The organism is Novosphingobium sp. HR1a (genome assembly GCF_015594425.1).
GTDB lineage: Bacteria > Pseudomonadota > Alphaproteobacteria > Sphingomonadales > Sphingomonadaceae > Novosphingobium > Novosphingobium resinovorum_A.
This window is the reverse complement of the sequence record NZ_JABXWS010000035.1, coordinates 86,093-98,196: the sequence shown is the minus strand read 5'-3', so window position 1 is coordinate 98,196 and position 12,104 is coordinate 86,093. Positions and strand designations below refer to the sequence as shown.

Genomic DNA, 12,104 nt, shown 5'->3' with positions numbered 1-12,104 from the left:
GGCCGCGAGTTTGACCCCTCAGCGGCGGATCGCGGTCCTCGCCGAACGCGCGACCGGCGAAACCCGGGTTGCCGCCACACCCGAGACCGTGCGCAAGCTCTCTGCCCTCGGCGCCCTCGTGGCGGTGGAAGCCGGAGCGGGGCTTTCCGCCAGTATTTCCGACGCGGACTATCGCGCAGCCGGGGCCGAAGTAGGTCCCGTCGATTCGGTCTTGGCGGGAGCGGACATCGTTTTCGCGGTGCAGGGGCCTGATCCTGCGTTGCTCGGCAGCGTCGCATCCGGCGCATGGGTGGTTGCGATCCTCGATCCGTTCGGCCAGCGCGCACGCGTGGATGCCTATGCGGCAGCCGGACTCGAAGTGCTGGCGATGGAACTGATGCCGCGTATCACGCGGGCGCAGTCGATGGACGTTCTCTCCAGCCAGTCAAACCTTGCCGGATACAAGGCGGTGCTGGCGGCGGCCGATGCCTATGGCCGGGCCTTCCCGATGATGATGACGGCGGCGGGCACGGTCAGCGCCGCCAGGTGCTTCGTCATGGGCGTCGGCGTCGCAGGGCTTCAGGCCATCGCGACCGCCCGCAGGCTGGGCGCGCAGGTCTCCGCCACCGACGTGCGTTCGGCCACGAAGGAGCAGATCCAGTCGCTTGGCGCCAAGCCGATCTTCGTCGAGAGCGTCGCCGGGATCGAGGGTGAGGGCTCGGGCGGCTATGCGGGCGAGATGAGCGAGGAGTACCAGCGCGCGCAGGCGGAACTCGTCTCGGCGCACATCGCCAAGCAGGACATCGTCATCACCACCGCGCTGATCCCTGGCCGCGCGGCGCCGCGCCTCGTCACCGACGCGCAGGTCGCCTCGATGAAGCCGGGCAGCGTGATCTTCGACCTTGCCGCACCGCAAGGCGGCAACGTCGAGGGGAGCGTGCCGGACCAGGTGATCGAACGCCATGGGGTGAAGATCATCGGCTATTCGAATACGCCCGCGCACCTGCCCGCGGATACTTCGGCGCTCTATGCGCGCAACCTGTTCAACTTCGTCTCCGCGTTCTGGGACAAGGAGCAGGGCGGCCCGGTGCTCGACGCGGAGATCGGTGACGCGGTGCGCCTCACGCGCGGTGGCCAAGTGGTTCACCCGAGGCTGCAGAGGCAGGACAGCTAGCATGGACTTCGTTTCTATCCTGTCGATCTTCGTGCTGGCCTGCTTCGTGGGCTATTACGTCGTGTGGTCCGTCACCCCGGCGCTGCATACGCCGCTTATGGCGGTGACCAACGCGATCTCCTCGGTGATCGTCGTCGGCGCGCTGGTGGCGAGCGCGGCTTCGGGCTCGCCGATCGGCAAGTGGCTGGGGCTGGGCGCGGTGGTGCTGGCCAGCGTCAACATCTTCGGTGGCTTCGCCGTCACCGAGCGGATGCTGGCGATGTACAAGAAGAAGGACCGCAAGTGATGGAGGCGCACTCCGTCAGTCCCTGGGTCGCGGTCGCCTACCTGATCGCCGGTGTCTGCTTCATTCTCGCTCTGCGCGGCCTTTCATCGCCGGCGACGAGCCGGAGGGGCAACCGCTACGGCATGGTCGGCATGGGCATCGCCGTGGTGACGACGCTGGTGACGCACGAGGTCGCCAGCCTGCCGGAAATTCTGGGCGCCATCGCCATCGGCGGCGGTGTCGGCTTCGTCATCGCCCGGCGCATCAAGATGACAGACATGCCGCAACTGGTGGCCGCATTCCACTCGCTGGTCGGGCTGGCTGCGGTGCTGGTGGCGGCCGCGGCGTTCCTCAACCCTGAGGCTTTCGGCATTCTCGGCGCCGACGGCAACATCCTGCCCGTCAGCCGGGTCGAAATGGCGCTGGGCGTGGCGATCGGCGCGATCACGTTTTCCGGGTCGGTCATCGCCTTTGCCAAGCTCAACGGCAACATGAGCGGTTCGCCGATCCTGCTCCCCGCGCGCCATGTCATCAACCTGGGCACGCTGGGCGCGATCCTCGTATTGACGGCGCTGTTCGCGCATTCCGGCGCCGCCGGGCCCGGAGAGAACCCGCTGTTCTGGGTGATCGTCGGGCTGGCCTTCGCGATCGGTTTCCTGCTCATCATCCCGATCGGCGGAGCGGACATGCCGGTCGTCGTCTCGATGCTCAACAGCTATTCGGGCTGGGCGGCGGCGGCGATGGGCTTCACGTTGCACAACACCGCGATGATCGTGACGGGGGCGCTGGTCGGTTCCTCGGGCGCGATCCTGTCGTACATCATGTGCAAGGCGATGAACCGCAGCTTCCTCTCCGTCATCGCCGGAGGCTTCGGCGCGGAAGCGGGCGCGGGCGGCGGCGAGGCCCGGGAACAACGCCCGTGGAAGCGCGGCTCGGCAGAGGACGCGGCGTTTCTGATGAAGGAGGCGGAGAACGTCATCATCATCCCCGGCTACGGCATGGCCGTGGCACAGGCCCAGCACGTGCTGCGCGAGATGGGCGACCAGCTCAAGAAGCATGGCGTGGGCGTGAAATACGCCATTCACCCTGTCGCAGGGCGCATGCCCGGACATATGAACGTGCTGCTGGCCGAAGCCAACGTCCCTTACGACGAGGTCTTCGAACTGGAGGACATCAACGGCGAGTTCGCCCAGGCCGACGTCGCCTTCATCATCGGCGCCAATGACGTGGTGAACCCGGCGGCCAAGACCGACAAGTCATCGCCGATCTACGGCATGCCCGTGTTCGACGTTGATAAGGCCAAGACGATCTTCTTCATCAAGCGCTCGATGGGCGGACAGGGCTATGCCGGCGTCGACAACGACGTATTCTACATGGACCAGACGATGATGCTGCTGGCCGATGCCAAGAAGATGGTCGAGGACATCAACAAGGCGCTGGCGGATTGAGGTAGGGTGTCGTTACTTGGATGGCGCCTAGCCACCCGTTTTCGCCATTCCGGGCGGCGAGCGCTGCGCTCTATAGCCGTCCGTCCGGTGCTCGCCCTGCGCGAAGAAAACCCGCCTGACCGAACACGCCCCATTGCCGTCATTGCAAATTGACGTGACTTTCAACCACTATTGGCTTGCACGACAAGATGTATCTGATTGGCATGCCGGGTCCTTCCGCGCCAATTTCATTAATTCACCACTTTCGTTTAAAGCCTTGAATTTTGGATCATTGTCCTGACGTGTTGAGCATTGATCATGGACTTTCTTGAGTAAGTCCCAATCATTCTCGTGATCCTTAAAGAATGCCTCCCCTTCTTGCTTAGAACTGGCAATATTACCGGCGTCCTTGACTTTTTTGGCTTCATATATGCCTCGCGCAGTCATGTTGAGCGCAAGTCGTAAATCCTGCGGTTTCGCCCTCAGCGCAAGTTCTCGAAATGCGCTAAAAACCGCCATACAGTGGGAAGACGGGAGGGTTTCAGCAGTGGCAGCCGAACCGCAGCCGCCTAACGAAAATGCTATCAAAGCAATTCCGAATTTGGTTTGGATCATGTTTGCACATTCTTGGAAGTTGTCAGGATGACTATGCTTATTCGGCGGAAAGGCTTTCTAATCCCCTAAGGGACAATTGGCGCGTCCCTTTCCACCCCTCGCCGTCACTCCTGCGAAGGCGGCAACCCATCTCACGCCTCGTGTTGCAAAGGCATCAGTTGGGTCCCCGCCATCGCGGGGGTGACGGAATTAAGGCTGAGTCATTCCGAATCCGCTGTCCATCCCATTCGCGGTTCCGATTCCGCACAAAGGAGAAATGCCGCCCCGCGCGCACAGCTTCGACGGAATACGGGGACAGGGGTGGTAAACCCCTGCCTGTTCCCTCCTTTACATACTGTTCCCTGCGAACCCAACCCGGTGTAATCCCCGCCGCATGATCCGCCTCATCAAGACTGTCATCCTCATCGCCGTGTTCTGCGCCGCCACCTGGTTCGGCGCCCACTGGTATGCCGAATACCGCGTGCGCACCGCCTTCGCCGAGGCCGGGCTGAGCGATCGGGCAGCCGCGTGCATGGGCGAGCGTCTCGTGCGTAAACTGTCACTGCGCCAGATCCAGAGGCTCACCGCGCTGCAGGGCGCGGCGCATACGCCCGAAGGCATGGTGGAAGCCGCGCATGCGATTGACGATCCGCGCGTGGTCAAGGTGACAGCGACCTCGCTGCTCTTGTGCAGCACCGGTTTCTCCCGCTAGGGCTCACGGCGACAATCCCGGAGTTCCGCTTGACACTCGCTCCCTACGCTTCCGACCCGTCCCGTTCGCGCGGGCGCGAGTTTTCGATCGAGAACGGCATCGCCCGCGGCGCGCGCAGTCCCTACCAGCGCGACCGGGACCGGATCATCCACTCGATCGCGTTCCGCCGCCTGCGCTACAAGACGCAGGTTTTCGTCGCGCCCGACGGCGACCACTACCGTGTACGGCTGACGCATAGCCTCGAGGTGGCACAGATCGCCCGCGTGATCGCGCGCATTCTGGGGCTCGATGAGGATCTGACCGAGGCGCTGGCGCTGGCGCACGACATAGGCCATCCGCCTTTCGGTCATGCCGGAGAGGACGCGCTCGATGCAGCGCTCCACAAGGCGGGCGGGTTCGACCACAACGCCCATACCCTGCGCACGCTGATGCGGCTCGACAGCCCTTATTGCGAGCACGACGGCCTCAACCTGACGTGGGAGACGCTGGAAGGTCTCGCCAAGCACAACGGTCCGGTGCTGGAGCCGACCTGGGCGCTGGCGGAACTCGACGCGGCTTACAATCTCGATCTCGGCACCCATGCCTCGCTGGAGGCGCAGGTCGCGGCACTGTCTGACGACATCGCCTACGACAACCACGATATCGACGACGGCCTGCGTGCGGGCTTCCTCGATCTCGACGAACTGCTGGCGCACCCTTTCGTCGTCGATCACTGGAACGAGGTGGAGCGCCGCTATCCCGGCGTGCCGCTTGACCGCCAACTGGCGGAGCTGATCCGCAGCCAGATTGGCGTCATGGTCAACGATCTCGTCGCGCAGACGCAGAAGAACCTTGTCGGCGTCGGCAGCATCGAGGAGGTGCGCGGCGCGGGCAGGGCGCTGGTCGCCTTCTCGCCCGAGATGGCCGAGGGCGAACGCGCCTTCAAGCGCTTCATGTACGAGAAGCTCTACTACCACCCCGAGCAGTTGGAGACAGCGAAGCGGGCACGGGCGCTGCTGGCGGAACTCTATTCCGCCTACTCGCAGGAAACGGTGCTGATGGACGAAAGCTGGATCGACACGATGCCGCGTTACGAGCCTGCACGCAGTCGTCACATCGCCGACTACATCGCCGGCATGACCGACCGCTTCGCCATCGCCCGCCATGCGGAGATCTACGGCCGCACGCCCGAGGGCCTGAGCAATGTCTAGGTTCTGACGGTGACGCAGGGGGGGACGCGCATCTGCCTGGTCGGCGCGACCGGGCTGGTTGGTTCTGCCGTGATGGCCGAGGCGGTCGGACGCGAGGACGTGCGGATCGTCGGTGTCGGGCGGCGCGAGGCGGTGCTGCCGCCGGGCGCGCGCATGGAGATGCTGGTGGGCGAGCCGATCGACTGGCCCGGGCTTATCCGTGCGGCGCAGGCCGACGTGCTGGTCTGTGCGCTGGGCACCACGATCAAGGCGGCGGGCAGTCAGGAGCAGTTCCGGGCAGTCGATCACGATCTGGTGCGTTTCACCGCAGAGGCGGGAATCGCGGCGGGGATCGGGCATATGATCCTCGTCTCCTCGGTCGAGGCGGACCGGGCCAGCCGCAACTTCTACCTTTCGGTGAAGGGCGAGACGGAGGAGGCGCTGGGGCGGCTCGGCTTCCAGCGGCTCGACGTGCTGCGGCCCAGCCTGCTGCGCGGCACGCGCGAGGAAGCGCGGCCGCTGGAAGGCGCGTGGCAGGCTTTCGCACCGCTGGCGGATCACCTCACGCTGCATGGGAAGCTGCGCCGCTTCCGCTCGATCCGCGCGCGCGACGTGGCCCGGGCGATCCTGACGCTAGGTTTGGAGCGGGCGCGAGGGTGCTTCGTACACGAGCATGACGCGTTGAAGCGGGCGGCCTCTTCGGCCCGGATTGAAGCCGGGGCCGCTGCCGGAGAACGGCCCAACTCACATGGCGCGTTGCCGACGGAGTTGGCCTGAAGAAAGCCACTGGCCCCGGATCAGGTCCGGGACGACGTTTTCCCGCACATTCGCCAAACCTTGCGTTGACTTAGCCCGGCCCGTCACCCAAGGCTCAAGGCACTCGCTGACACGCGCGGGAGAGACCTTGGACCGATTCGTCGGGAAAGAGGCGCCGAAGGAGCAACCGCCCCGGAATCTCTCAGGCAAAAGGACCGCGCAGCGTCTACAGCGAGCCTCTGGAAAGTGCCCCGCCGTTATCGGTCGTGGCCGCCGACGGTGTAACTCGGTCCATCCCTTTGCGGATGACGCCGGGGAAGCTCTCAGGCTTCCGTGACAGAGGGGGCACCTGAAACGGTGTGCCATGTGTCGCGGAGTCGTGTCTTGAGCGAATACCCAGTTACCGATGAAGACGGCCTCGAGCCGATCGAGATCCTGACCCTGCCGCTCGATGCCTGGCATCGCGGGAAGGGCGGCCGCATGGTCGAGTTCGCCGGCTACCACATGCCCGTCCAGTACGAGGGCATCATGGCCGAGCACCTCTGGACCCGCGAGAACGCCGGCCTGTTCGACGTCAGCCACATGGGGCAGGTCTACGTCTCTTCGGACGACGGCATCACCCCCGCCGTGGAGGCCGCGCTCGAAGCCGCGCTGCCGATTGACCTCGCCACGCTGAAGATCGGCGCGCCGCGCTACTCGCTGTTGCTGGACGAAGAAGGCGGCATCCTCGACGATCTCATGGTCACGCGCTGGAAGACGGGCTTCTACCTCGTCGTCAACGGCGCCACCAAGTGGGACGACATCGGCACCTTGCGCGAACTGCTGCCCGATGACGTGACCATCAACCATCTGGAAGACAACGCGCTGCTCGCGTTGCAGGGGCCCAAGGCCTTCGCCGCGCTTGAGCGTCATGCCAAGAGCGAATATCCGCTCTCTGCGCTGACCTTCATGAAGGGCGGGCAGTTCACGCTCGGCGGCGTCGATGCCTGGATCAGCCGTTCGGGCTATACCGGCGAGGACGGTTTCGAGATCGCCATCCCCGGCGAATCTGCCGCCATGGTCGCCGACCTGCTCTGCGGTGAGCCCGAGGTGAAGCCGATCGGTCTCGGTGCGCGCGACAGCCTGCGTCTGGAAGCGGGCCTGCCACTTTACGGCCATGACCTTTCGCCCGAGACCAGCGTGATCGACGCCGACCTCAAGTTCGCCGTCAACAAGCGCCGCCGCACCGAAGGCGGCTTCCCCGGTTCGGACCGCGTGCTGAAGGACTTCGCCGAGGGCACCGCGCGCAAGCGCATCGGTCTTGTCATCGAAGGCCGTATGGCTGCCCGTGAAGGCGCCAAGGTTTTCTCCGGTGATCAGGAAGTTGGCATTGTCACTTCAGGTGGTTTCTCGCCATCGCTGCAGCAGCCGATCGCCATGGCTTACGTCGATACCGCCCTCACTGCCGAGGGCACCGCGCTTACCATCGAGATGCGGGGCAAGCAGCTGCCGGCCAAGGTCGCGGCGATGCCCTTCGTCCCCCACCGCTATCACCGCTGAGGAGCTTTCCCATGACCCGCTATTTCTCCGAAGACCATGAGTGGATCGAAGTCGAAGGTGACCTCGGCACCGTCGGCATCACCGACTACGCCCAGGGCCAGCTCGGCGACATCACCTTCGTCGAAGTTCCCGCCGAAGGCGCCAGCGTCAGCAAGGGCGATTCCGTGTCGGTGGTCGATTCGGTGAAGGCCGCGTCTGACGTCTACACCCCGGTTTCCGGCACGATCGCCGCCGTCAACGAAGCGCTGGTCGATCAGCCCGAACTGGTGAACACCGAAGCCGAAACCGGCGGCTGGCTGTTCCGCGTGACCCTCTCCGACGCCGCCGAACTCGGCACGCTGATGGATGAGGCCGCGTACAAGAGCTACGTCGACAGCCTCTGATTGCCTTGTCCTCCCCGGTACGGGGAGGGGGACCGCCGAAGGCGGTGGAGGGGACTCGCCGCGCCGCGCAAGGTTTGCGTCAGGCCGTGAATTCCCTCCGTCAGACCTCCGGTCTGCCACCTCCCCGCTTGCGGGGAGGACAACGAAGTAGGAACCTCATGCGCTACCTTCCCCTGACCCCGGCCGACCGCGCCTCCATGCTGGAGACCATCGGCGCCGCCACGGTCGATGACCTGTTCATCGACGTGCCCGCCGAGGCCCGGCTTGCCGGTCCCATCGAGGGCCTGCCCGCTCACGCCAGCGAAATGGCCGTCGAGCGCCACATGTCCGCGCTCGCCGCGAAGAACCTGAGCGCGGGTTCCGCGCCGTTCTTCCTCGGCGCCGGTGCCTATCGCCATCACGTTCCGGCCTCGGTCGATCACCTGATCCAGCGCGGCGAGTTCCTGACCGCCTACACGCCCTACCAGCCGGAAATCGCGCAAGGCACGCTGCAGGTGCTGTTCGAGTTCCAGACGCAGGTGGCGCGCCTGTTCGGCACCGACATCGCCAATGCCTCGATGTACGACGGCTCGACCGCGTGCTGGGAAGCGATCCTGATGGCCGCGCGCATCACCCGCAAGGGTCGCAGCGTCCTGTCGGGCGGCCTGCACCCGCATTACGGCGAAGTCGTGCGCACCATGGCGAAGTTCACCAAGGACGACATTGTCAGCCTCGCTCCCGAACTGACTGCCGATCCCGATGACGCCGCCGTGATCGCGGCGATCGACGCGACGACCTCGTGCGTCGTCGTCCAGTACCCCGACGTCATGGGGCGCATCCCCGATCTCGCGGCGATTTCCGAGGCCGCGCATGCCGTGGGCGCACTGGTCATCGCCGTCGTCACCGAGCCGGTGGCGCTCGGCCTGATCGAAGCACCGGGTACGCTGGGTGCCGACATCGTCGTGGGTGAGGGGCAGTCGCTGGGCGTCGGCCTCCAGTTCGGCGGTCCCTACCTCGGCCTTTTCGGATGCCGCGAGAAGTTCGTGCGCCAGATGCCGGGACGCCTTTGCGGCCAGACCGTCGACGCCGAGGGCAAGCGCGGCTTCGTGCTGACGCTCTCGACCCGCGAGCAGCATATTCGCCGCGAGAAGGCGACGAGCAATATCTGTACTAATTCAGGGCTTTGCGCGCTGGCCTTCAGTATTCATCTGACCCTGCTGGGCGGTGAGGGCCTGGCCCGTCTCGCCGCTGTGAATCACGCCCGCGCGCAGCAGACCTTCGAGCGTCTTGCCAAGGTTCCGGGCGTCACGATCCTCAACACCGCCTACTTCAATGAGGCGACGGTGATCCTGCCGCGCGATGCGCGCGAAGTGGTGCGCGAACTGGCCGACCGTCAGGTGCTCGGCGGCGTGTCGCTGGGTCGCCTGTTCCCGGTGGCCGATGGCCTCCACAACGGGCTCCTGGTCGCCGCGACCGAAACCACCACCGACGAAGACATCGAGGCTTTCGCCACCGCGCTGGAAGCCGTTCTTGCAGGAGCGAGCGCATGAACGCCCCCAACGCATCCGGCTGGCGCCCGTCCATGGGTGGAGCCGGCGAAGCAAAGTTCGCAACCTCGTCAGGCGATTACGGCCTGATGCTCGAAGAAGCTCTGAGCTTCGAGCTGGGCAGCGCCGACAAGTGCGGCGTCGATATCGACGAGCCGAGCCGTGCTCCCGTTGCGGGCCTGAGCAAGTTCCTGCGCAAGTCCGCGCCCGCGCTGCCGGGCCTGACCGAGCCGGAGACCGTGCGCCACTACACCCGCCTGTCGCGCCAGAACTACGCGATCGACCTTGGGCCGTTCCCGCTCGGTTCGTGCACGATGAAGCACAACCCGCGCCTGAACGAGAAGATGGCCCGCCTGCCGGGCTTCGCCGACGTTCACCCGATGCAGCCGCAGACGACGGTGCAGGGCGCCCTCGAAGTCATCGAGCAGCTGGCCGACTGGCTCATCACGCTGACCGGCATGGCCTCGGTGGCGATGAGCCCCAAGGCGGGCGCGCATGGCGAACTGTGCGGGTTGCTCTGCATCCGTGCCGCTTTGGACGCGCGCGGCGAGGCGCGTGACGTCGTGCTGGTGCCCGAGAGCGCCCACGGCACCAACCCCGCCACCGCCGCCTTCGCGGGGTTCAAGGTGGAATCGATCCCCGCGACCCCGGCGGGCCGCGTGGACGTGGCGGCGCTCAAGGCCAAGCTTGGCCCCAACGTCGCGGGCGTGATGATCACCAACCCCAACACCTGCGGCCTGTTCGAGCCCGACATGCGCGAGATCGCCGATGCGGTCCATGCGGCAGGCGGCTATGTCTATTGCGACGGTGCGAACTTCAACGCCATCGTCGGCAAGGTGCGCCCGGGTGACCTCGGCGTCGATGCCATGCACATCAACCTGCACAAGACCTTCTCCACCCCGCATGGCGGCGGTGGTCCGGGTGCCGGGCCGGTGGTGCTGTCCGAAGCGCTGGCGCCCTTCGCGCCGCTGCCCTTCGTGACGCGCGGAGCAGATGGCTCGATCCACCTCGTCGAGGAGGAGAACGCCGCCGAGGGCCACGCGCAGGCGTTCGGCCGCATGGTCGCCTTCCACGGCCAGATGGGCATGTTCACCCGCGCGCTGACCTACATCCTCAGCCACGGCGCGGACGGTCTGCGCACGGTGGCCGAGGACGCGGTGCTCAACGCCAACTATGTGCTGCGTTCGTGCGAGGATCTGCTGCCTGCGCCCTTCGCGGACAGCGGCCCGTGCATGCACGAGGCGCTGTTCAGCGACGCCGGGCTGGCCGAGGGCTTCTCGACGCTCGACATCGCCAAGGGCCTGATCGACGAGGGCTTCCACCCGATGACGGTCTACTTCCCGCTGGTGGTCAAGGGCGCGATGCTGGTCGAGCCGACCGAGACCGAGAGCAAGGCGGGCCTCGATCGCTTCATCGCCTCGCTGCGCAGCCTCGCCGAGCGAGCAAAGGCGGGCGACGAAAGCCTGCACTCCGCACCGCACTTCGCGCCGCGCAGGCGGCTTGACGAAACGCTCGCCGCGCGCAAGCCTGTGCTCGTATGGCAGGGTGAACCCGGTGTTCCCGGCACGCCCTCGCTGAGTGAAATCGGAGGAAGCTGACACAGATGGGGGAGGGTGGACGCGGCCTCGTCACGTATCTGCCGCTGGCGATTTTCGTCGGCATCATGGCGCTGCGCATGATGCGGATGAAGAAGGCCAGGCCGCTGCGCCTTCCCCTGTTGTGGATCATGCCGGTGATCGTGGTGCTGGCGGTGTCGCTGGCGCTTGCGGGCATGCCGCCGAGCGGGCTGGGCTGGCTATGCCTGGCGACCGGCGTGATCGTCGGCGGCGCAATCGGCGCGCAGCGGGCGCGGCTGATGCACCTGCATATCGACGGTGAGGGCGAGAAGGCGCGCGTGATGATGCGCCAGTCGCCGCTGGCGATCCTGCTGATCGTCGCGGTTTTCCTCGCGCGGCGGTTCCTGCTGCCCAGCGGGTTTCAGGGCGGCGGAATGCAGAACGCGGCACACCCCGGTCATCCGGTCGGCAACGCGTTATTGATGATGGATGCGACGCTGGGCTTCGCGCTCGGGATGATCGTGGCGCTCCGGCTAGTGCTCTGGCTGCGGGCGCGAGACATGGTGGCAAACCACGTCTTCGACGCCTGAGGCGCTCAGTTTATGGCGTTCGATCCCGCCTGACCGACCGACTCGATGTCGCGGCCCAGGCCCTTGACGGTGTTGCAGGCGGTGGCGGTGAAAAGTACGCCGCCAAGGATGATGGTGGCGAGAATCTTGCTGGTCATCGAACGCATTTTCCTTCGTTGTCTGCGGCGATTAGCGCAGGAAACGTGTCAAGAAAAGCGTTCGTGAGACGGATGCAGGCAGGCTCCGGTCGGTGGCTTGGAACCTGCCTGCAGAGCACGTTACTTGATGGCGTCTTCGCCGGCCTTGCCGACCGACTCCACGTCGCGGCCTGCACCCTTGACGGTGTTGCAAGCGGCGGCGGAGAAAACGATGCCGCCCGCGACGAGGGCGAGTACGAGCTTCTTGACCATTTTGGTGTTCCTTTTTCCGGTGCGACGGGTGCTGCCACGCCGCGC

14 protein-coding genes and 2 riboswitches are annotated in these 12,104 nt (G+C 65.7%); of the genes, 11 read left to right on the top strand and 3 right to left on the bottom strand.

What is annotated here, in order from left to right; all coding sequences use genetic code 11:
* Positions 1-10 precede the first annotated feature (10 nt).
* From HWN72_RS07965 to HWN72_RS07955, 3 genes are read left to right on the top strand one after another with little or no spacing between them, the layout of a single operon-like run.
* The gene (locus tag HWN72_RS07965) at positions 11-1,153 is read left to right on the top strand and encodes an NAD(P) transhydrogenase subunit alpha (protein ID WP_008829441.1); all 1,143 of its coding nucleotides are present in this window, start codon (positions 11-13) and stop codon (positions 1,151-1,153) included.
* A gap of 1 nt (position 1,154) precedes the next feature.
* The gene (locus HWN72_RS07960; protein WP_008829440.1) at positions 1,155-1,439 is read left to right on the top strand and encodes an NAD(P) transhydrogenase subunit alpha; all 285 of its coding nucleotides are present in this window, start codon (positions 1,155-1,157) and stop codon (positions 1,437-1,439) included.
* A complete protein-coding gene (locus HWN72_RS07955; RefSeq protein ID WP_008829439.1) occupies positions 1,439-2,866 on the top strand; it encodes an NAD(P)(+) transhydrogenase (Re/Si-specific) subunit beta in 1,428 nt (475 codons plus the stop codon). Before HWN72_RS07960 ends, HWN72_RS07955 begins: the two co-directional genes overlap by 1 nt.
* A 168-nt stretch (positions 2,867-3,034) precedes the next feature.
* On the opposite strand, the gene HWN72_RS07950 is transcribed toward HWN72_RS07955, so the two are convergent.
* Positions 3,035-3,460 carry a hypothetical protein gene (locus HWN72_RS07950; protein WP_156799760.1) on the bottom strand — a complete coding sequence of 142 codons (426 nt, stop codon included), beginning with the start codon at positions 3,458-3,460 and terminating at the stop codon, positions 3,035-3,037.
* A 373-nt stretch (positions 3,461-3,833) separates the two neighbouring features.
* On the opposite strand from HWN72_RS07950, the gene HWN72_RS07945 reads away from it, so the two are divergent.
* The 8 genes from HWN72_RS07945 to HWN72_RS07910 all read left to right on the top strand — a co-directional run bounded on the left by HWN72_RS07945 (position 3,834) and on the right by HWN72_RS07910 (position 11,670).
* Entirely contained in the window at positions 3,834-4,151 is a 318-nt protein-coding gene (locus HWN72_RS07945) for a hypothetical protein (protein WP_008833460.1), read from the top strand.
* 29 nt (positions 4,152-4,180) lie between these two features.
* The gene (locus tag HWN72_RS07940) at positions 4,181-5,341 is read left to right on the top strand and encodes a deoxyguanosinetriphosphate triphosphohydrolase (protein WP_008833461.1); all 1,161 of its coding nucleotides are present in this window, start codon (positions 4,181-4,183) and stop codon (positions 5,339-5,341) included.
* 9 nt (positions 5,342-5,350) lie between these two features.
* The gene (locus HWN72_RS07935; protein ID WP_008833462.1) at positions 5,351-6,097 is read left to right on the top strand and encodes an NAD(P)H-binding protein; all 747 of its coding nucleotides are present in this window, start codon (positions 5,351-5,353) and stop codon (positions 6,095-6,097) included.
* A 106-nt stretch (positions 6,098-6,203) separates the two neighbouring features.
* Positions 6,204-6,304: riboswitch (glycine riboswitch) on the top strand.
* 1 nt (position 6,305) lies between these two features.
* A riboswitch (glycine riboswitch) is annotated at positions 6,306-6,426 on the top strand.
* Between the two features lie 34 nt (positions 6,427-6,460).
* A complete protein-coding gene (gene gcvT / locus HWN72_RS07930) occupies positions 6,461-7,615 on the top strand; it encodes a glycine cleavage system aminomethyltransferase GcvT (RefSeq protein WP_008833463.1) in 1,155 nt (384 codons plus the stop codon).
* Between the two features lie 11 nt (positions 7,616-7,626).
* Complete coding sequence (gene gcvH / locus HWN72_RS07925; RefSeq protein WP_008833464.1) at positions 7,627-7,998, top strand: glycine cleavage system protein GcvH; 372 nt, start codon at positions 7,627-7,629, stop codon at positions 7,996-7,998.
* A gap of 158 nt (positions 7,999-8,156) precedes the next feature.
* Positions 8,157-9,527 (top strand): aminomethyl-transferring glycine dehydrogenase subunit GcvPA, encoded by a 1,371-nt coding sequence (gene gcvPA / locus HWN72_RS07920; protein ID WP_069707729.1) that lies wholly within the window; start codon positions 8,157-8,159, stop codon positions 9,525-9,527.
* Positions 9,524-11,122 carry an aminomethyl-transferring glycine dehydrogenase subunit GcvPB gene (gene gcvPB, locus HWN72_RS07915; RefSeq protein ID WP_008833466.1) on the top strand — a complete coding sequence of 533 codons (1,599 nt, stop codon included), beginning with the start codon at positions 9,524-9,526 and terminating at the stop codon, positions 11,120-11,122. Before gcvPA ends, gcvPB begins: the two co-directional genes overlap by 4 nt.
* Before the next feature lie 5 nt (positions 11,123-11,127).
* Positions 11,128-11,670: a hypothetical protein gene (locus HWN72_RS07910; protein ID WP_008833467.1), complete on the top strand. Its 543-nt coding sequence runs from the start codon at positions 11,128-11,130 to the stop codon at positions 11,668-11,670.
* 5 nt (positions 11,671-11,675) lie between these two features.
* Here HWN72_RS07910 and HWN72_RS07905 read toward each other — a convergent pair whose 3' ends face one another.
* Both HWN72_RS07905 and HWN72_RS07900 read right to left on the bottom strand, forming a co-directional pair.
* Positions 11,676-11,807, bottom strand: a complete 132-nt coding sequence (locus HWN72_RS07905; protein ID WP_036524933.1) for an entericidin A/B family lipoprotein — start codon at positions 11,805-11,807, stop codon at positions 11,676-11,678.
* 120 nt (positions 11,808-11,927) lie between these two features.
* Positions 11,928-12,059, bottom strand: coding sequence for an entericidin A/B family lipoprotein (locus HWN72_RS07900; RefSeq protein WP_008833469.1), 132 nt, complete (start codon positions 12,057-12,059; stop codon positions 11,928-11,930).
* Positions 12,060-12,104 lie beyond the last annotated feature (45 nt).

What these genes read in the sequence shown, in the direction of transcription:
- gcvPB (WP_008833466.1), top strand. Translation starts at nt 9,524, where the DNA reads ATGAACGCCCCCAACGCATCCGGCTGGCGCCCGTCCATGGGTGGAGCC.
- HWN72_RS07955 (WP_008829439.1), top strand. Translation starts at nt 1,439, where the DNA reads ATGGAGGCGCACTCCGTCAGTCCCTGGGTCGCGGTCGCCTACCTGATC.
- HWN72_RS07950 (WP_156799760.1), bottom strand. Translation starts at nt 3,460, where the DNA reads ATGATCCAAACCAAATTCGGAATTGCTTTGATAGCATTTTCGTTAGGC.
- HWN72_RS07905 (WP_036524933.1), bottom strand. Translation starts at nt 11,807, where the DNA reads ATGACCAGCAAGATTCTCGCCACCATCATCCTTGGCGGCGTACTTTTC.
- gcvPA (WP_069707729.1), top strand. Translation starts at nt 8,157, where the DNA reads ATGCGCTACCTTCCCCTGACCCCGGCCGACCGCGCCTCCATGCTGGAG.
- HWN72_RS07910 (WP_008833467.1), top strand. Translation starts at nt 11,128, where the DNA reads ATGGGGGAGGGTGGACGCGGCCTCGTCACGTATCTGCCGCTGGCGATT.
- HWN72_RS07945 (WP_008833460.1), top strand. Translation starts at nt 3,834, where the DNA reads ATGATCCGCCTCATCAAGACTGTCATCCTCATCGCCGTGTTCTGCGCC.
- gcvH (WP_008833464.1), top strand. Translation starts at nt 7,627, where the DNA reads ATGACCCGCTATTTCTCCGAAGACCATGAGTGGATCGAAGTCGAAGGT.
- HWN72_RS07900 (WP_008833469.1), bottom strand. Translation starts at nt 12,059, where the DNA reads ATGGTCAAGAAGCTCGTACTCGCCCTCGTCGCGGGCGGCATCGTTTTC.
- HWN72_RS07960 (WP_008829440.1), top strand. Translation starts at nt 1,155, where the DNA reads ATGGACTTCGTTTCTATCCTGTCGATCTTCGTGCTGGCCTGCTTCGTG.